Annotated in this window: 23 protein-coding genes; 10 read left to right on the top strand and 13 right to left on the bottom strand. The window is 63.6% G+C overall.

What is annotated here, in order from left to right; genetic code table 11:
- Nucleotides 1-123: 123 nt before the first annotated feature.
- The 5 genes from ACODS1_RS06815 (at nt 124) to ACODS1_RS06835 (ending at nt 4,344) form a co-directional block, all read left to right on the top strand.
- On the top strand, nt 124-1,824 hold the full coding sequence (locus tag ACODS1_RS06815) for a histidine kinase N-terminal 7TM domain-containing diguanylate cyclase (RefSeq protein ID WP_489085031.1): 1,701 nt from the start codon (nt 124-126) through the stop codon (nt 1,822-1,824).
- A gap of 34 nt (nt 1,825-1,858) precedes the next feature.
- Nucleotides 1,859-2,866, top strand: coding sequence for a class 1 fructose-bisphosphatase (locus tag ACODS1_RS06820; protein ID WP_322979351.1), 1,008 nt, complete (start codon nt 1,859-1,861; stop codon nt 2,864-2,866).
- Nucleotides 2,866-3,468 (top strand): DUF924 family protein, encoded by a 603-nt coding sequence (locus ACODS1_RS06825; RefSeq protein ID WP_489085032.1) that lies wholly within the window; start codon nt 2,866-2,868, stop codon nt 3,466-3,468. The genes ACODS1_RS06820 and ACODS1_RS06825 overlap by 1 nt, the downstream gene beginning before the upstream one ends.
- Before the next feature lie 70 nt (nt 3,469-3,538).
- Entirely contained in the window at nt 3,539-3,790 is a 252-nt protein-coding gene (locus ACODS1_RS06830) for a hypothetical protein (protein WP_322979349.1), read from the top strand.
- Between the two features lie 11 nt (nt 3,791-3,801).
- Nucleotides 3,802-4,344 (top strand): lipocalin family protein, encoded by a 543-nt coding sequence (locus tag ACODS1_RS06835; protein ID WP_489085033.1) that lies wholly within the window; start codon nt 3,802-3,804, stop codon nt 4,342-4,344.
- Nucleotides 4,345-4,380: 36 nt separating this feature from the next.
- Here ACODS1_RS06835 and ACODS1_RS06840 read toward each other — a convergent pair whose 3' ends face one another.
- Nucleotides 4,381-4,818, bottom strand: coding sequence for a hypothetical protein (locus ACODS1_RS06840; RefSeq protein WP_489085034.1), 438 nt, complete (start codon nt 4,816-4,818; stop codon nt 4,381-4,383).
- 77 nt (nt 4,819-4,895) lie between these two features.
- Between ACODS1_RS06840 and pip the strand changes: the two genes are divergently transcribed.
- Nucleotides 4,896-5,867: a prolyl aminopeptidase gene (pip, locus tag ACODS1_RS06845; RefSeq protein ID WP_489085035.1), complete on the top strand. Its 972-nt coding sequence runs from the start codon at nt 4,896-4,898 to the stop codon at nt 5,865-5,867.
- On the top strand, nt 5,864-6,301 hold the full coding sequence (gene dtd, locus ACODS1_RS06850; protein ID WP_489085036.1) for a D-aminoacyl-tRNA deacylase: 438 nt from the start codon (nt 5,864-5,866) through the stop codon (nt 6,299-6,301). The genes pip and dtd overlap by 4 nt, the downstream gene beginning before the upstream one ends.
- Before the next feature lie 81 nt (nt 6,302-6,382).
- Here dtd and ACODS1_RS06855 read toward each other — a convergent pair whose 3' ends face one another.
- The 9 genes from ACODS1_RS06855 to ubiE all read right to left on the bottom strand — a co-directional run bounded on the left by ACODS1_RS06855 (nt 6,383) and on the right by ubiE (nt 12,252).
- On the bottom strand, nt 6,383-7,093 hold the full coding sequence (locus ACODS1_RS06855; RefSeq protein ID WP_489085037.1) for a 16S rRNA (uracil(1498)-N(3))-methyltransferase: 711 nt from the start codon (nt 7,091-7,093) through the stop codon (nt 6,383-6,385).
- The gene (tatC, locus tag ACODS1_RS06860; RefSeq protein WP_489085038.1) at nt 7,090-7,884 is read right to left on the bottom strand and encodes a twin-arginine translocase subunit TatC; all 795 of its coding nucleotides are present in this window, start codon (nt 7,882-7,884) and stop codon (nt 7,090-7,092) included. Before tatC ends, ACODS1_RS06855 begins: the two co-directional genes overlap by 4 nt.
- Nucleotides 7,881-8,219, bottom strand: coding sequence for a Sec-independent protein translocase protein TatB (gene tatB, locus ACODS1_RS06865; protein WP_322979342.1), 339 nt, complete (start codon nt 8,217-8,219; stop codon nt 7,881-7,883). The genes tatC and tatB overlap by 4 nt, the downstream gene beginning before the upstream one ends.
- A gap of 12 nt (nt 8,220-8,231) precedes the next feature.
- A complete protein-coding gene (gene tatA / locus ACODS1_RS06870; protein WP_322979341.1) occupies nt 8,232-8,465 on the bottom strand; it encodes a Sec-independent protein translocase subunit TatA in 234 nt (77 codons plus the stop codon).
- A gap of 22 nt (nt 8,466-8,487) precedes the next feature.
- On the bottom strand, nt 8,488-8,823 hold the full coding sequence (locus tag ACODS1_RS06875; protein WP_322979340.1) for a phosphoribosyl-ATP diphosphatase: 336 nt from the start codon (nt 8,821-8,823) through the stop codon (nt 8,488-8,490).
- Nucleotides 8,816-9,214: a phosphoribosyl-AMP cyclohydrolase gene (gene hisI / locus ACODS1_RS06880; protein ID WP_322979339.1), complete on the bottom strand. Its 399-nt coding sequence runs from the start codon at nt 9,212-9,214 to the stop codon at nt 8,816-8,818. The genes ACODS1_RS06875 and hisI overlap by 8 nt, the downstream gene beginning before the upstream one ends.
- Before the next feature lie 70 nt (nt 9,215-9,284).
- A complete protein-coding gene (ubiB, locus tag ACODS1_RS06885) occupies nt 9,285-10,868 on the bottom strand; it encodes a ubiquinone biosynthesis regulatory protein kinase UbiB (RefSeq protein ID WP_489085039.1) in 1,584 nt (527 codons plus the stop codon).
- Nucleotides 10,865-11,482, bottom strand: coding sequence for a ubiquinone biosynthesis accessory factor UbiJ (locus ACODS1_RS06890; RefSeq protein ID WP_489085040.1), 618 nt, complete (start codon nt 11,480-11,482; stop codon nt 10,865-10,867). The genes ubiB and ACODS1_RS06890 overlap by 4 nt, the downstream gene beginning before the upstream one ends.
- The gene (gene ubiE / locus ACODS1_RS06895) at nt 11,482-12,252 is read right to left on the bottom strand and encodes a bifunctional demethylmenaquinone methyltransferase/2-methoxy-6-polyprenyl-1,4-benzoquinol methylase UbiE (RefSeq protein ID WP_159970036.1); all 771 of its coding nucleotides are present in this window, start codon (nt 12,250-12,252) and stop codon (nt 11,482-11,484) included. The genes ACODS1_RS06890 and ubiE overlap by 1 nt, the downstream gene beginning before the upstream one ends.
- Before the next feature lie 146 nt (nt 12,253-12,398).
- On the opposite strand from ubiE, the gene ACODS1_RS06900 reads away from it, so the two are divergent.
- From ACODS1_RS06900 to ACODS1_RS06910, 3 genes are all read left to right on the top strand, one after another.
- Nucleotides 12,399-12,674 carry a polyhydroxyalkanoic acid system family protein gene (locus tag ACODS1_RS06900; RefSeq protein WP_489085041.1) on the top strand — a complete coding sequence of 92 codons (276 nt, stop codon included), beginning with the start codon at nt 12,399-12,401 and terminating at the stop codon, nt 12,672-12,674.
- Between the two features lie 237 nt (nt 12,675-12,911).
- The gene (locus tag ACODS1_RS06905; protein ID WP_489085042.1) at nt 12,912-13,358 is read left to right on the top strand and encodes a phasin family protein; all 447 of its coding nucleotides are present in this window, start codon (nt 12,912-12,914) and stop codon (nt 13,356-13,358) included.
- 10 nt (nt 13,359-13,368) lie between these two features.
- Complete coding sequence (locus ACODS1_RS06910) at nt 13,369-14,193, top strand: phasin family protein (protein ID WP_489085043.1); 825 nt, start codon at nt 13,369-13,371, stop codon at nt 14,191-14,193.
- A 140-nt stretch (nt 14,194-14,333) separates the two neighbouring features.
- On the opposite strand, the gene ACODS1_RS06915 is transcribed toward ACODS1_RS06910, so the two are convergent.
- The 3 genes from ACODS1_RS06915 to phaZ form a co-directional block, all read right to left on the bottom strand.
- Nucleotides 14,334-14,948: a TetR/AcrR family transcriptional regulator gene (locus ACODS1_RS06915; RefSeq protein WP_322979862.1), complete on the bottom strand. Its 615-nt coding sequence runs from the start codon at nt 14,946-14,948 to the stop codon at nt 14,334-14,336.
- Between the two features lie 69 nt (nt 14,949-15,017).
- Entirely contained in the window at nt 15,018-16,700 is a 1,683-nt protein-coding gene (phaC, locus tag ACODS1_RS06920) for a class II poly(R)-hydroxyalkanoic acid synthase (protein ID WP_322979861.1), read from the bottom strand.
- A gap of 228 nt (nt 16,701-16,928) precedes the next feature.
- Nucleotides 16,929-17,783, bottom strand: a complete 855-nt coding sequence (phaZ, locus tag ACODS1_RS06925; protein WP_322979860.1) for a poly(3-hydroxyalkanoate) depolymerase — start codon at nt 17,781-17,783, stop codon at nt 16,929-16,931.
- Nucleotides 17,784-17,873 lie beyond the last annotated feature (90 nt).

Below are 17,873 nucleotides of genomic sequence, written 5' to 3' on the forward strand. Positions count from 1 at the left end.
CGTTGTGAAGCGTGAGCAGGTTCGGGCGCCACGCGCTCTCTATCCTGGTCAGGACGGCTCCTTGCATACCACGACTTATCCGATCAACTCGGCCGCTATCGCCCGTCACGGGGAGCGCGGCTGATGTACGCCTGCATGGCGCCTGGCTGGTCGCCTTCGCCGCCGGTGCTGGTCACCCTGCTGGTGTGTTTCGGCGCCATCGCGCTGGCGCACTGGATGAGCCGCCAGCGCGACTTTCCCGGGCGTGACAGCTTCATCCTGCTGCACCTGTCCAGCCTCTGGTGGATGGCCTGTGCCTCGCTGGAACTGAGCGTCCAGGCCGCCGACTGCAAGATGTTCCTGGCCGGCATGGCCTGGCTGGGCATCATGTTCACCCCGACCTTCTGGGCGGTCTTTCTCTGGCAGTACGTGCACAGCGTGCGCGCGCCCATGCCGCGCGCTGGAGTCGTGGCCCTGAGCCTGATGCCGCTGCTGGTATGGATCACCGCGCTGAGCAATCCCTGGCATCACCTGTTCTACCTGGTCGGCAGCGCTCCCATCGATGACAGCCCTGGCGCGCCCGTGGACTACCAGCATGGCCCGCTGTTCTACGCCACCGCCGCCTATGTCTATTTGCTGATGACCTTCTGCATGGGCGTGGTGGTACGCGCCGCGCTGCTTAGTCAGGGCGTGCATCGCCGCCATTACCTGGGCTTCGTGTTGGTTACGGCCGCGCCCTGGGCGGCCAATGTCGCCTACGTGGTGTTCGGCTGGACCGTTTTCGGCATCGACCCCACCTCATTTTGCTTCGCCTTTACCCTGGTGGCCTTCGCCTGGCTGATCGTTGGTGCGCGCCTGTTCGATCTGCTGCCGGTGGCGAAACACCTGCTGCTCGAGGCTCTGATCGACCCGGTGCTGGTGGTCGATCCGCGGGGGCGGGTGATCGAGGCCAACCCGGCCGCGCTCAAGCTGGCCGGCCTGCAGCAGGGTTGGCAGGGACGCGCGCTGGTCGACTGGCCGGTATTCGGCAGCGACCTGCAACACCTGCTCGACACGCATGACGAGGACTCAGCCGAGCAGATGCTGACGCTGACCTGCGCCGCCCGCTATTACGAGGTGCGTGTACGCGCTATCGAGCGCACCACGCGCAACGGGTCGATGCGCCTCGGACGCATGCTGTACGTGCGTGATGTGACCCAGCGCCACCTGGCCAAGCTCAAGTTGGCCGAGGCCCTGGCGCTCAGCGAGGAGCGCCTGCGCACCATTTCCCAGCTGCATGAGCAACTGCGCGAGCAGGCGCTGTGCGATCCACTTACCGGGCTGTACAACCGCCGCTACCTGAACGAGTTCTTCGACCGCGAGATCGCTCGCATGCAGCGTGAGCAATTGCCGCTGGCTCTGGCCCTGATCGACCTCGACCACTTCAAACGCCTCAACGATGAGTGCGGGCATCTGGTTGGCGACGACGTGCTCAAGGAGGTTGCGCGGCATTTGCTGGAGAACTTGCGCAGCACCGATGCGGTCTTTCGTATCGGCGGTGAGGAGTTTCTCCTGATCCTGCCTGGAGTCGACCCAGGCGAAGCCACCAGCCGCCTGCATCTGATCTGCTCGCAGCTGGCGAGCCGTGACCTGCCGACCTGTGGTGGCGATCAGCGTGTCACCCTGTCTGCCGGCCTTGCCTGTTGGCCGCAGCAGGGGCAGCAACTGGATGAGTTGCTGCAAGCCGCCGATGCCGCCTTGTACGAGGCCAAACATGCCGGGCGCAATCGCGTCTGCTCCCTGCTGCCGGAGGTGGACACCCGCCATCCATCCCAGCAGGCAGCAATGCGCGGCGACTCGGGTTAAACTGCGCGCAATTTTTTCCTATCCGGAGCTGTCCATGTCCCGCGTCACCCTCAGCCGCTACCTGATCGAACAGACTCGCAGCCATAACACGCCGGCTGATCTGCGCTTCCTTATCGAAGTTGTGGCACGGGCTTGCAAGGCCATCAGCCATCAGGTGTCCAAAGGCGCCCTCGGTGGCGTGCTGGGCAGCCTGGACAGCGAGAACGTACAGGGCGAGGTGCAGAAGAAGCTCGACGTGATCTCCAACGAGATCCTGCTCGAAGCTAACGAGTGGGGCGGCCACCTGGCCGGCATGGCCTCCGAGGAAATGGACAACGCCTACCAGATCCCCGGCAAGTACCCGAAAGGTGCCTACCTGCTGGTGTTCGACCCGCTGGACGGCTCCAGCAACATCGACGTCAACGTTTCGGTCGGCACCATCTTCTCCGTGCTGCGCAGCCCCGAGCGCAATGGCGAGACCGGTGACCTGGGCGAGGAAGCCTTCCTGCAGCCGGGTACCGAGCAGGTCTGTGCCGGTTATGCCATCTACGGCCCGCAGACCATGCTGATGCTGACCCTGGGCAATGGCGTCAAGGGCTTCACCCTGGATCGCGAACTGGGCAGCTTCGTGCTCACCCACGACAACATCAAGGTGCCCGAATCCACCAAGGAATTCGCCATCAACATGTCCAACCAGCGCCACTGGGAAGCGCCGGTGCAGCGTTACGTCTCCGAGCTGCTGGCTGGCGAGACCGGCCCGCTGGGTCGCAACTACAACATGCGCTGGATCGCCTCGATGGTGGCTGATGTGCACCGCATCCTCACCCGTGGCGGCGTGTTCATGTACCCGCGTGATGCCCGTGAGCCGGAAAAGCCCGGCAAGCTGCGCCTGATGTACGAAGCCAACCCGATGTCGATGATCATCGAACAGGCCGGCGGCGCTGCCACCGACGGTAACCAGCGCATCCTCGACATCCAGCCGACCTCGTTGCACCAGCGCGTGCCGGTCTTCCTCGGCTCGAAGGAAGAAGTGCTACGTATCACCGCCTACCATCGCGGTTGATGAACGTCTGGCAGCCGCTGCTCGATTGGTGGTTCGGTGCCGATCATGGCACCGCCAGCGAGGTAGCAGCGGCGCGTCAGAGGTTATGGTTCGGCAAGCGCGACAGCCAGGATCGTGAGGCCGAGGCGCGTTTCGGTGCGCTGGTCGAACAGGCGCTGGCTGACCAGTTGCACGGCTGGGCGCAAGACCCTCAAGGCTGGCTGGCGCAGTTGATTTTGCTCGATCAACTGCCGCGCATGATCTTTCGCGATACGCCGCAAGCCTTTGATGGCGACAGTCAGGCCCGCTTGTTGGTGCAAACGGGCCTCGACCGTGGCTGGGATCGTCAGCTGGCGCCGATCCAGCGGGTCTTCGCCTATCTGGTGCTCGAACATGCCGAAGATCTGCACCTGCAGAACCGTGCCGTGGACTTGTTTCGTGCGCTGCTGAGCGGAGCAGCTGCAGAGGATCGTGCGCTGTTCGCCGACTTTCTCGACTTCGCCGAGCGCCATCAGCGGGTGATCGCTCGTTTCGGCCGTTTCCCTCATCGCAATGCCATTCTCGGCCGCGCTTGCAGTGACGACGAGCAAGCCTTCCTGCGGGAACCTGGCTCGCGTTTCTGAACTCCAAGCGAGCAAGTCGTCGCCGGCTATGCCAAGCTTGCTGGCATCTTCCCATCAGGAGTTGCACCCCATGAAGATGCGTTTTCTTGCCCTGTTCGCCTGCGCCCTGCTGGCCGCCTGCAGCAAGGTCAATCAGGAGAACTATTCCAAGCTCGCGGCCGGCATGAGCAAGGCCGAGGTGGAAAGCCTGCTTGGCGCGCCGGGCGAGTGTGCCGGGGCGCTGGGGATGACCAGTTGTACCTGGGGCGACGACAAGGCCTACATCAGCGTCCAGTACGCCGGGGACAAGGTCATGCTGTTCTCCGGCAAGGGACTCAAGTAACAGGAGCTTCCATGCGTTCGATTCTTCTCGCCGGCGCCATGCTTGCCCTCGCGGGCTGTGCCAACTCCGGTACCGGCAATATTCCTCAGGAACCGCCGCACACCATGCAGGTCGACCTGCAGCGTTACCAGGGCACCTGGTACGAGCTGGCGCGGCTGCCGATGTTCTTCCAGCGCAATTGCGTGCAGTCCGAAGCGCATTATGGGCTGCGTGACGATGGTCGTATCGACGTCACCAACCGCTGCCGTGACAAGGATGGCGAGTGGATCGAGGCCAAGGGTGTAGCCGAACCTCAGGTCGAAGGGAAAACCGACAAACTGTGGGTGCGCTTCGACAACTGGGCCAGCAAGATCCTGCCGATCAAGGGTGACTACTGGGTGATTTACCACGACGAGGATTATCGCGTGGCGCTGGTCGGCCATCCTGAACACAAGTACCTGTGGCTGCTGTCACGCACCCCGGAAGTCGATCAGGAAACCCGCGACAAGCTGTTGAGCGTCGCGCGTGAACAGGGTTACGACACCTCCGAGCTGATCTGGCGCAAGGCCGACTGACGCGCCCGTAGCCCGGATTGCATCCGGGCTACGCCTTCACTCCCAGTCCAGACGCGCGAGTTTCCATTCGTTGCCGTCGAGCCACCATTCAAGCTTTACCGAATAGTGCCGCGCGCTGTCGGGAACCAATCCTTCGGCACCGCTCAGGCCGACCTGTGCCTCGGTGTAGCCCTTGCTGGAAATTGCCGCGTCGATCCAGCTGTTCTTGCCCAGCGCGATCACCTGGATGTTCTTGTGGCGCAGGAACAGCAAGGTCATGGTGCGCTTGGCCCAGTCCCGATCCAGTTCCTGGCGGGCCAGGAAGTCGTCATGCAACTGATCCATCACCGCGCCGGTGCGCTTGCCTTCGATATTGTCCTGCAACTGCTGCACCGCGGCTTCGAGGGCGGCTTGTGGGTCGTCGCGAGCGCCACAGCCGATCATCGAAAGACTGAGCGCGACGAACAGCGACCAAACCAGATGACGCATCGACATGCTGAACTTCCTTTTCATGGTTATGATGCCGGGCAGAGCGGACACGGCAGTTGTAGCCCAGCCAACAGGAGCCAACCATGCAGACTTTGTATCCGGAGATCAAACCCTACGCCCGCCATGAGCTGGCAGTCGAGCCGCCGCACGTGCTGTATGTCGACGAGAGCGGCTCGGCGGACGGGTTGCCGGTGCTGTTCATCCATGGCGGCCCTGGGGCTGGCTGTGATGCTGCCAGCCGTCGCTACTTCGATCCGGCGCTGTACCGCATCGTCACCTTCGACCAGCGTGGGTGCGGCCGCTCGACGCCGCACGCGAGCCTGGAGAACAACACCACCCAGGCGCTGATTGCCGATATCGAGCGCATCCGCGAACACCTGGGGATAGACAAGTTCGTGCTGTTTGGCGGTTCCTGGGGTTCGACCCTGGCGCTGGCCTACGCACAGACACATCCGCAACGCGTTCACGGCCTGATTCTGCGCGGTATCTTCCTGTGCCGACCGCAGGAGTTCAGCTGGTTCTACCAGGAAGGTGCCAGCCGCCTGTTCCCCGATTACTGGGAAGACTACGTGGCGCCCATTCCCGTTGAAGAGCGTGGCAACCTGATGCAGGCCTTCTACAAGCGCCTGACCGGTGCCGATCAGATCGCCCAGATGCACGCGGCCAAGGCCTGGTCGACCTGGGAGGGGCGCACCGCCACGTTGCGTCCCAATACCCAGGTGGTCGATCGCTTCAGCGAGGCGCATCGGGCGCTGTCCATCGCCCGGATCGAGTGCCATTACTTCGTCAACGACGCCTTCCTCGAACCCAACCAACTGCTCCGCGACATGCCGAAGATCGCCCATCTGCCGGGTATCATCGTGCATGGTCGCTACGACGCCATTTGCCCGCTGGACAACGCCTGGGCGCTGCATCAGGCCTGGCCCAACAGCGAGCTGCAGATCATCCGCGATGCCGGCCATTCGGCGGCCGAGCCCGGCATTACCGATGCGCTGATGCGCGCCGCCGAGCAGATGGCCCGACGCCTGCTCGACATGCCGCCGGAGGATGCATGAAGCTGCTGATCCAGCGCGTCAGCGCTGCCCGAGTGGAAGTCGACGGCGAAGTGGTGGGCAGCATCGATCAGGGCCTGCTGGCGCTGGTCGGCATCGAGCCGCAGGACGACCAGGCCAGCATTGGCCGCGCCCTGCACAAGCTGCTCGGTTATCGTGTGTTCAGTGACGAGGCGGGCAAGATGAACCGCTCGCTCGCCGATGTGCAGGGTGGTCTGTTGCTGGTTTCACAGTTCACCCTGGCTGCCGACACCAAGAGCGGCATGCGCCCCAGTTTCTCCAGCGCTGCACCGCCTGCGCAGGGCGCGGCGTTGTTCGACGCCTTGGTCGAGCAGGCGCGCGCTCAGCACCCGCAGGTCGCTACCGGGCGCTTCGGCGCCAATATGCAGGTGCACCTGGTCAACGATGGGCCGGTGACCTTTCTGCTGGAGGTATAGCGGTAGCTTGTGGGAGCGAGCTCTGCTCGCGACTCGAACGCTTCGCGAGCAGAGCTCGCTCCTACGGTTGATCGTTCGTGCTTAGAACAACCTGGCCAGCAGCACCGGTACTGCCGTCTCCACGCGCAGAATACGTTCACCCAACTGCACTGGCTCCAAGCCTGCGGCTTCGCGCAGCAGCTCTATTTCATAGGGAATCCAGCCTCCCTCCGGGCCGATGGCCAGCGTCACCGGCTGTTCGACGGCGCGTGGGCAGGCCGGGTAGTCGCCGGGGTGGCCGACCAGGCCGAGGGTGCCGGTTGCCAGTGCTGGCAGGCGATCCTCGACGAAGGGTTTGAAGCGTTTTTCGATGCTCACTTCGGGTAGCACCGTGTCGCGCGCCTGCTCCAGGCCGAGGATCAACTGTTCGCGAATTTCTTCTGGCTGCAGGAAGGGGGTCTGCCAGAAGCTTTTCTCCACCCGATAGCTGTTGACCAGTACCAGGCGCGGCACGCCCATGCTGGCGATGGTCTGCAGGGTGCGCTTGAGCATCTTCGGGCGGGGCAGGGCGAGGATCAGGGTCAGCGGCAGTTTGGCCGGCGGCGCCTGGTTCAGTTCCACCGCGAGTTCGGCGCTGTCGGCATCCAGGCTGAGCAGATGCCCTTCGCCCATCAGGCCACCCAGACGACCGACGCGCAGGCGGTCACCCGCTTCGGCCCGGTGCACCTCATGCAGATGCTTGAGGCGCCGGCCCGTCAGGCGAACCCGATCGACGCCGATGAAGTCGGCGTCTTCCAGTAGCAGGAGATTCACGACAGCGGCGCAGGCGGCTGATCTTCGGGCTCGGCTTCTTCCTCGCCCTGTTGCTCATCGCGCTTGCGCTTGACCATTGCACCGGCGATCACGCCGCTTTCGAACAGCAGCCACATCGGCACGGCCAGCAGCGTCTGCGAGAACACGTCCGGGGGCGTCAGCACCATGCCGACCACGAAGCAGCCGACGATGACGTACGGGCGGCTCTTGCGCAGCGTGGCCACGTCGACCAGGCCGATCCAGATCACCAGGAAGGTGGCGATGGGAATCTCGAAGGCCACGCCGAACGCGAAGAACAGGGTCAGGACGAAGTCCAGGTACTGGCCGATGTCGGTCATCATCGCCACCCCTTCCGGGGTCACGCTGGCGAAGAAGCCGAACATGATGGGAAACACCACGAAATAGGCGAAGGCCATGCCGGCGTAGAACAGGAAAATGCTGGAAATCAGCAGCGGCACGGCGATGCGCTTTTCATGGCTGTAAAGCCCTGGCGCGATGAAGCCCCAGGCCTGGTGCAGGATCACCGGCATGCCGAGGAACAGCGCGCACATCAGGGTCAGCTTGAACGGTGTGAGGAACGGCGAGGCGACGCCTGTGGCGATCATCGTCGCGCCTGCCGGCAGGTAAGCGCGCAGCGGTGCGGCCACCAGGGCGTAGATATCCTGAGCGAAATAGAACAGGCCGGCGAAGATCAGCAGGATGATGACCACGCAACGCAACAGACGCGTGCGCAGTTCGGTCAGGTGCGAGACCAGGGGCATTTCCTGGTCGGATTCCGGGATGCGGCTCATGGCTGAGGATTCTTGTCCTGAGGCGGCTGGGGCGCGTCGGCTGCGGTTTTGCCAGCAGGGTCTTCAGGCTTGCCGAGCGCGGTGCCGGTCAGTTCCTGTTTCATCGCCTTCATTTCCCGCTCCAGTTCGAGGATCCGTTCGTTATGCAGCTGACGACGGATTTCGTCGGCACCGATTTCGCGCTCCACCTCGGCCTTGATCGAGTTGAAGCTGCGCTTTATCCGGCCGATCCACAAACCGGCGGTACGCACGGCACCCGGCAAGCGTTCAGGGCCCAGCACCACCAGGGCGACCAGGCCAACCAGCAGTAGCTCGGTAAAACCGATGTCGAACATGGCGGGGCGCTCTTAGTCTTTCTTCGCCGGCTCTTCGACCTTGCGTGCCTGGGCGTCGATGGTCTGGCCCTTGGGCTCTTCCACCGCCGGCTTGTCAGCCTCGGCGTTGTCCATCGATTTGCGGAAGCCCTTGACTGCGTCACCCAGATCCGAGCCCAGGTTCTTCAGGCGCTTGGTGCCGAACAGCATGACCACGATGAGCAGGATGATCAGGAGTTGCCAAATGCTGATACCGCCGAGACCCATGATGCGTTCTCCGTTGTGAAGGTTATTCGGATTGCGGTCGCGCGGCTTTTTCCGCGTGGCCGGAAAGGCCGAAACGGCGATCCAGTTCGTCCAGTACGGCCTGCGGGTGCTGGCCGAGGGCGGCGAGCATCACCAGGCTGTGGAACCACAGGTCGGCAGTTTCGTAGATCAGATCCGTGCTATCGCCACTGACGGCGGCGTCCTTGGCGGCGAGGATGGTTTCCACCGATTCCTCACCGACCTTTTCCAGAATCTTGTTCAGACCCTTGTGATACAGGCTGGCGACGTAGGAGCTATCGGGCGCTGCGCCTTTGCGCGCCTCCAGTACTTCGGCCAGGCGGCTCAGGGTGTCACTCATGGCTGTGTCCTGCATAGATGGCGTGCGGATCTTTGAGCACGGCGTCGACGGTTTTCCAGGCGCCGTTCTCGTACACGCGATAGAAGCAGCTCTCACGGCCGGTGTGGCAGGCGATGCCGCCCAGTTGCTCGACCATCAGCACGATGACGTCGGCGTCGCAGTCCAGGCGCAGTTCGTGCAGTTTCTGCACATGGCCGGACTCTTCGCCCTTGCGCCACAGCTTGCCACGCGAACGTGACCAGTAGATGGCGCGCTGTTCGCTGACGGTGAGGGCGAGGGATTCACGGTTCATCCAGGCCATCATCAGAATGCGGCCGGTCTGGTGATCCTGGGCGATGGCCGGCACCAGGCCGTCTTCGTTCCAGTGGATTTCGTCGAGCCAATCGTTCATCGGTGTTCCAAGTCTGCCGGGCGTGCCGGACTGTCAATTCGCCAAGTGTGCCAGTGCTGCTGCTGGCTGGCTATCGGCGCAGCACCAGATAGAGTCCGCCGCCGACCATCAGCCAGGCGGGCCAGGTGGCCAGCAGCGGTGCCAATCCCTGCATAGCGCCGGCGCCAATCAGTGCGGCGCCGAGTAGACGCAGCGGCCACTGAGAACCTTGCGCGGTGGATTGGGGCGCAGGTTGCTGTTGCAGGCGTTCGAGGGTGTCGCGGGCGATCTGCGACAGGTGCGGCACTTGCTCGGCCTGTTGTTGCAGGTTGCGCAGCAGGTGCAACGGGCTGATGCGTTCGCGCATCCAGCGTTCGAGGAAAGGCTGGGCGGTGCTCCAAAGGTCGAGATCCGGATAAAGCTGGCGGCCAAGGCCTTCGATGTTGAGCAGGGTCTTCTGCAGCAGCACGAGTTGCGGCTGCACTTCCATATTGAAGCGTCGCGCGGTCTGGAACAGGCGTAGCAGCAACTGACCGAAGGAGATGTCTTTCAGCGGCCGCTCGAAGATCGGCTCGCACACGGTACGGATCGCCGCCTCGAACTCGTTGACCTTGGTATCGGCTGGCACCCAGCCCGAGTCGATGTGCAACTGGGCGACCTTGCGGTAGTCGCGCTTGAAGAAGGCCAGCAGGTTGCGCGCCAGGTAGTCCTGATCCTCGTCGGTGAGGCTGCCGACGATGCCGCAGTCAATGGCGATGTATTGCGGGCTCCACGGCGTGCGCGTGCTGACGAAGATGTTGCCGGGGTGCATGTCGGCGTGGAAGAAACTGTCGCGGAACACCTGGGTGAAGAAGATTTCCACGCCGCGCTCGGCCAGCAGCTTCATGTCGGTGCGCTGGTCGGCCAGGGTGGCCAGGTCGGTGACCGGGATGCCGTAGATGCGCTCCATCACCAGCACCTGGTGGCGGCACAGATCCCAGTACACCTGCGGCACATACAGCAGTGGCGAGCCATCAAAGTTGCGCCGCAGCTGGCTGGAGTTTGCTGCCTCACGCAGCAGGTCGAGCTCGTCGTAGATGGTCTTCTCGTAATCGCTGACCACTTCCACCGGGCGCAGGCGGCGCGCATCGGCCGAGGCCTTCTCGGCGATGCGGGCGATCAGGAACAGCCAGGCCAGATCCTGACGGATGACCGGTTTGAGCCCCGGGCGCACCACCTTGACCACCACTTCTTCGCCGCTTTTCAGCCGTGCAGCGTGCACTTGGGCCACCGAGGCCGAGGCCAGCGGCTGGCTGTCGAAGCGGGCGAAGACTTCGCTCACCGGCGCGCCGAGTTGGCGCTCGATCAGGGCGATGGCCTGGTCTTCGGGGAAGGGCGGCACGCGATCCTGCAGGTGCGCCAGCTCATCGGCGATATCCGGCGGCAGCAGGTCGCGGCGGGTGGAGAGCAACTGACCGAATTTGATGAAGATCGGCCCCAGATCCTCCAGTGCCAGGCGCAGACGTGCACCGCGCGACAGGTCGAGCGGCTTGCGTGGCAGCCAGCGCCACGGCATCAGCCAAGACAACGCGCGCAGCCATACCGGCAACGGCAGTTCGAGGAGCAATTCATCCAGTTGGTAGCGGATGACCACGCGTTGGATGCGCAGCAGACGGCGAACGGCAAGCAGCTTCATGCGTCGGGCTTATGGGCAGAAGTGAGGCGCTCGATGCGTGCTTCCAGGCGGTCGAGGGCGAGTTTGAGGTGATCCAGCTCGGCGAAGCGCACATCGGCTTCACGCTGGCCGACCAGGGTGCGAGATTCTTCGGCCAGGTAGTCGGCCAGATCCTGTTTGAGGCTGGCGGCGCCATGAGTGGCCAGGTTTATGCGGCTGCGCAGGTGGCTGGCGAACAGCGTGGTGGCCACCGGGCCGAGCCAGCGCGAGACTTCGTATTCCCAGTCCAGCTCCAGATCCTGGAGGATGCCGGCCAGTTGCATCAGCACACCGCTGTCGCCATCGAGCGACACTTCGGGGCTGTGTAGCACGGCGGTCTTGTCGCGGCTCATGGCCAGGCGAACCAGGCTGGCGGCCGGCGCCGTGAGCGTGCAGTCGGCGGGGGCGTGCCACTGAGATGCCAACTGCAGACCTTCGCCGCTGGGCAGGATGAACAGCTCCAGCGCCGGGCTCTGGCAATGCACAGCGATAACCTTGCCGGCCAGGGCGTGCAGACGTGGCAACGCCGTACCGTCGAGGCGCAGGACGCGATTGAGGCCCGTCTCGACGCCGGCCAGCAAGCCCGTGATGAGCATTAAGGCTTGATGCCGCGGTGCAGGGCGACGATGCCGCCGGTCATGTTGTGGTAGGTCACGCGCTCGAAGCCGGCGTCGACCATCATCGCCTTGAGGGTTTCCTGATCCGGGTGCATGCGGATCGATTCCGCGAGATAGCGGTAGCTGTCCGAGTCGTTGGTGATCAGCTTGCCGGCCAGCGGCATGAAACTGAACGAATAGGTGTCGTAGATCTTCGCCAGCAGCGGGTTGCCGGGCTTGGAGAACTCCAGCACCAGCAGACGGCCACCTGGCTTGAGCACGCGCAGCATGGAGCGCAGGGCGTCTTCCTTGTGGGTGACGTTGCGCAGACCGAAGGCGATGGTGACCACATCGAAGTGGTTGTCGGGGAACGGCAGCTTCTCGGCATCGGCCTGGACGAACTGCACGTTGCCGGCCACGCCCTTGTCCAGCAGGCGGTCACGGCCGACCTTGAGCATGGAGTCGTTGATATCGGCCAGCACCACCTGACCGGTAGGGCCGACGATGCTGGAGAACTTGCGGGTCAGGTCACCGGTGCCGCCAGCGATATCCAGCACGCGATTGCCTGGGCGTACGCCAGAGAGCTCGATGGTGAAGCGCTTCCACAGGCGATGCAGACCGCCGGAGAGCACGTCGTTCATCAGGTCGTACTTGGCGGCTACCGAATGGAAAACCTCGGCCACTTTTTCCGCCTTCTGGCTTTCCGGTACGTCCTGGAAGCCGAAGTGGGTGGTGGGTTCCTGCTCCTGGGCCTTGCGTGGATCGCTCATGTCGCTCTCACCGGGTAGAAAACCGCACCATTCTAAAGCTGCGTGCGGCCTTTGTCTTGCCTGGGTGCCAGGTGGCTTGGCGGGCTGTTAGAGTGCTGTGACTTCATGCCGCAGTGCTGCGGTGCCTTTGTGTTCAAGGAGCTGTCATGTCCCGCATTCGTGTCGAACGATCCCATTCCCTCGGCCGTGAGGCCGCGCGCGAGAAGGCCGAACGCCTGGCCGAGCGCCTGGCCAGCGAGTACGACGTGCGCTACCGCTGGAACGGCGACACCCTGGAGTTCAAGCGCAGCGGTGCCGATGGCCAGATCGAGGTGGGCGAGGATCATGTGCGGGTCGAGGTCAAGCTCGGCCTGCTGCTGTCGGCCATGGGCGGGATGATCCAGCGCGAGATCGAGCAGGCGTTGGACAAATCCTTGGCGTAGAAGCAGCTTCAAGCGGCAAGCCACAAGCTTTAAGTCAGAGCGACAGCAGCCCGGTGCGTAGGGTGGATGTCGCTTTTTACATCCACCAGGTTGGTGGAGCGGTGAAGCGTGACTCACCCTACGGGCGTAGCGAGCCGCTGCTCTTAGTATGCGATTTCTAATTTTTCTCCTTAGGGTGTACTCAAGCCTGCACTCAGTGGGCGTTTCCGCTAACTGTCACAGCGCGTGAGGTGCACCATGTCGAAAGTAGCCGTGAAGAAAAAAGTCGAAGCCGTGGTCGAAGACAAGGCTGGCTTGTTCGTTGACGTGAAGGGCTATGCCCGCAAGATCTACCTCGCCGGCCTGGGTGCTTACGCCAAGGCAGGTGCCGAGGGGCTCGATTACTTCAAGGAGCTGGTCAAGGCCGGTGAGGGCGTCGAGACCAAGGGCAAGAAGCTGGTCGACGAGCAGCTCGAAGCCGCCAACAGTCAGATCGACTCGGTCAAGCAGTCGGTCAATGGCAACGTCAGCAGCGTCAAAGGCAAGGTCGAGGTTCAACTCGACAAGATCGAGAAGGCTTTCGATACTCGGGTGGCCGCAGCGCTCAATCGCATCGGCATCCCGTCCAAGCAGGATGTCGAAGTGCTCTCTGCTAAGCTGGACGAGCTGAGCGCGTTGCTCGAGCACGTCGCGCGTACCAAGTAAGGAGATCAGGATGGCTGTTAAGAAGAAAACCGAAAAGCAGACCAGCTCCTGGATCGGCGAGGTCGAGAAATACTCGCGCCAGATCTGGTTGGCGGGCCTGGGGGCCTATTCCAAGGTCAGCAAGGACGGCACCAAGCTGTTCGACACGCTGGTCAAGGATGGCGAGAAGGCTGAGAAGCTGGCCAAGACCGAAGTCGATAAGCAGGTGGATGCGGTGAAGACCAGCGTCGGCTCCCGCGTTGGCACGGCCAAGTCCAAGGTCGATGAGGTCAAGGGCAAGGCCTTTGGCAAGTGGAGCGAGCTGGAGGAAGCGTTCGACAAGCGTCTGAACAACGCTATCTCGCGTCTGGGCGTGCCAAGCCGCAACGAAGTGAAGGCGCTCAACGACAAGGTCGACACCCTGACCAAGCAGTTGGAGAAGTTGACTGGCGTGACCGCCAAGTCGGTGGCCAAGCCTGCGCCGAAAGCGGCCGCCAAACCCGCTGCCAAGCCAGCCGCGAAAGCACCTGCCAAGGCTGCTCCTAAAGCAGCCGCCAAACCTGCTGCGAAGGCTCCGGCCAAAGCGGCTGTGGCGAAACCGGCTGCTGCCGCTGCCAAACAGGCAGCCAAGCCAGCTGCGAAACCCGCTGCCAAGGCCGCCGCGAAACCGGTAGCCAAACCCGCAGCAGCTGCCAAACCGGCTGCGGCGAAGAAGCCGGCAGCGGCGAAGAAACCCGCTGCACCCAAGGCTGCTGCGAAGCCAACTGCACCGGCGCCGGTTGCTGCTGCGACCCCAGCCGCTGCGCCGGCCCCGGCCCCGGCTGCTACTCCGGCCACTCCAGCCAGCGCTTCCTGAGTCTCTTGGAAGCACGAACGCCCGGCCCAGCGCCGGGCGTTTGCATTTTGGGGTACGGCTCGCGTAGGGCGGGTGCAACCCGCCATCGGCGCTCTGGCGGGTTACACCCGCCTTACGATCATGGGCTGCGGTATCGAGCGTCAGGCTTCCAGATAACGCTGGGCCAGGTGCTCGACGGTACCGCGCGCAGGCTGCACCAGGTGCGGGGCGACCAGCATCATGATCTGGTAGACCACCAGACGTACCTCGCCGTCCTGGTCGATGATGCGCTGGTAATCGAGCGAGAACAGCAGGGTCAGGGTGATCTGCTCCACCAGTTGTCCCAGGGCGCGCGTGCCGCTGACCAACTGCCCTTCGGCCATCAGTCGCGCCAGCAGGGCCGCCAGGGTGCGCTTGAGCGCATTGAGCCAGTGGCGAATGCCACGCGCCAGTTTCGGCAGGCGCCCGGCCAGGTTGGACAGATCCTGAAAGAGAAAGCGGTACTGCGAAAGCCGCTCGACGATCAGGTGCAGGAACAGCCAGTAGTCTTCGACGTCCAGGCGGGCATCGGCCGGCGGGTCGAGCAAGGGCGCCATGTCGGCCTGGAAACGCTCGAACAGCTCCAGCACCAGCGGCTCCTTGCCGTGGAAGTGGTAGTAGAGGTTGCCGGGGCTGATCTCCAGCTCATTGGCGATTTCCAGCGTGGAGACATTGGGCTCGCCCTGCTCGTTGAACAGTTGCAGGGCGGTAAGCAGGATGCGCTCGCGGGTTTTCATCCGTGTCTTCTTTTTCGGGGCGCCTGGGGCGTGACGATAGCCTGGCCGGTATGACGCCGGCCATCGTTTTCAGCGGATATGCACGTAGTTGCCAGGCGCTGCTTCCATGGGCGGATGCTTGGCGCTGCCCAGGGCCATCAGCGTGTCACGCTGTTCGCCCGAGCGGGCCTGGATCCACTCCAGCCACAGCGGCCACCAACTGCCTTGCTGGTGCTGGGCATCATGGAACCAGGCGCGTGGATCCGAGGTGAGCTTGGTGTTCTCGTAGTAGTTGGCCTTGGGGTTGCCCGGCGGGTTGAGAATGCTCTGGATGTGGCCACTATTGGAGAGGATGAAGCGGCGATTGCCGCCGAGCAGCAGGGTCGAGCGGTACACGGCGTCCCAGGGCGTGATGTGGTCGTTGATGCCGGCCACGCTGAAGCTGTCGAGGGTGACCTTGCTCAGATCCACCGGCGTGCCGCAGACCTCGAGGGCACCGGCGCGGGTCAGCGGATTGTGCTTGAAGAAGTCGATCAAATCGCCGTGCAGGGCAGCTGGCAGGCGCGTGTTGTCGTTGTTCCAGTAGAGGATGTCGAAAGCCGGTGGCTGTTTGCCGAGCAGGTAGTTGTTGATCCAGTAGTTCCAGATCAGGTCGTTCGGGCGCATCCAGGCGAATACCCGGGCCATGTCGCGGCCATCGAGCACGCCGTTCTGATAGGAGCGGCGCTTGGCCGACTCCAGGGTTTCCTCGTCGGCGAAGAGCATGGCCGGGCTGTCGATCTGGCTGTCTAGCAGGCTGACCATGTAGGTGGCGCTGGCGATCTTGCGCAGTTGCCGGCGCGCCTGCAGATGGCCCTGCAGGGCGGCGATGGTCAGGCCGCCGGCGCAGGCGCCGAGCAGGTTGACGTCCTTGCTGCCGGTGATCGCGCGGCAGGCGTCGACGGCTTCCTCGACGGCCTGTACGTAGCTCGACAGGCCCCATTCGCGATGCCGTGGATCCGGGTTGCGCCAGCTGATCATGAAGGTCTGCAGGTCGTTCTTCAGGGCGTACTGGACGAAGCTCTTGTCGTTGGACAGGTCGAATATGTAGTACTTGTTGATCTGCGGCGGCACGATCAGCAGTGGGCGCAGGTACTGCTTCTCGCTCATCGGCTTGTACTGGATCAGCTCCAGCAGCTCATTGCGAAAGACCACGGCGCCTGGCGTGGACGCCAGGTTACGACCCACCTCGAAGGCGTGCTTGCTGACCTGGCTGGGCATGCCGTCGTTGTGCAGCAGATCCTCGAACAGATGGCGCGCGCCAGTGAGCAGGCTGCTGCCGCCCGTATTGAACAGCTCCTTCATCGCCAGGGGATTGAGCAGGCTGTTGGAGGGCGACAGGGCATCGCCGAGCAGGGCGGCGAGAAAACGCGCGCGGGCACGATCATCGGCCGGCAGGTCACTTTCCTCGATCCAGGCGTTGAGCTGCTTCTGCCAGGCCAGGTAAGCCTGCAGACCGCGCTTGTAGAAGGGATTGAGGTGCCAGGTCGGGTCACTGAAGCGGGCGTCCTGCGGATTGGGTTTGTGCAGGGTGTCGCCGAGCAGCACGCGGCCCAGCTGACCGCCGAACGCCAGCAGATGGCGGGCGTTGTGCAGGGGATTGCGCAGGCTGTGGCCTGCCAGCAGACGCACGGTGGACAGCAGGTCGCGGCCGCGCACGCCGACTACCGCACTTTGGGCATTGAGAAAGCTGGCAGGCGCCGGCAAACCGCCGGCATTCGACTTGTCTCGCATGGGGCAACACTCCATCGTCAAACCGTGTAGACACTGTTAGGCGCTGCTGTCGGGAGCCGAAGCCCCTGATCCATTCGCAGCAAGGCCTGTACCAGACGCGCAGGAGGTGCATTCCAGACTGCCGCGTCGAGAATGGAAAAGGCCGCGAGCGGCCTTTTCGTCGAGCATCCTGAACATCGCGCACTAGGCTGGTGCGGTCAACCTGCTGGCGGTCTGCCAGTCATCCATTCAGTGACGCAGCGGTGCCGGCTGGGGGTGCATCACCGCGCGATGCCGCTCTTCCTCGAGGAATTTCATGATGATCGGCGCCACCGCTTCGGCGCGGGTCACCAGGAACAGGTGGCCGTCGTCGATGATGTGCAGTTCCGAGTTGGGAATACGCCAGGCCAGCAGGCGCATGTTGATCAGCGGGATCAGCGGATCGTCGTCGCCCGCCATCACCAGCGTCGGCTGGCGAATCTTGTGCAGCCAGTGGATGCTGGTCCAGCCGAGGCCGGCGAACAGTTGCCAGTAATAGCCCATCTTGCCGCCCGAGCGCACCTTGCTGGCATGCGCCATGGCCAGCTTGGGGTCGCGGCGGAAGGCGCCGCCATAGATGTCCGGGGCGATGCGAACACCGTAAGAGGGCTGTACGTAGCGCCGAGGACTGGCCATACGCCAGAGCACCTTGGGTTTGCCCGGCACCATCACCGCGCCGGCCGAGGTGGCGGCGAGAATCAGCTTCTTGCAGCGCTCCGGGTAGTCATGGGCGAATTGCTGCGCCAGGGCGCCGCCCCAGGACACGCCGATGGCATTGACCTGGCCATAGTCGAGGTAATCGAGCATGCGCGCCGCCAGCTTGGCCAGGCCGGGGAAGCGGTAGGGCGTGGCTGGCGTGGAGGAACCACCGACGCCGGGTACGTCGAAGGCGATCACCTCCATGTCCGGGTCGAGCGCCGCGACGAAGGGCATGACCAGCTCCAGGTTGGCGCCGATGCCGTTGAAGATCAGCAGCGGCACCAGTTGTCCGTTGCCGGGGCGCACTGCGGTGCGGATGGTCTGCCCATCGAGGTCGATGGTGCGGAAGACGAATGGTTGCGGCATGGGCGCAGCCCCTATCGAGTTGAGCGCTGGTGACGACCGTCCCGGCCGCTACCAGAATGACCAGGACACGCCTGGTTCGCCACGTCCGGC

It is taken from the genome of Pseudomonas sp. FG29 (genome assembly GCF_057809355.1).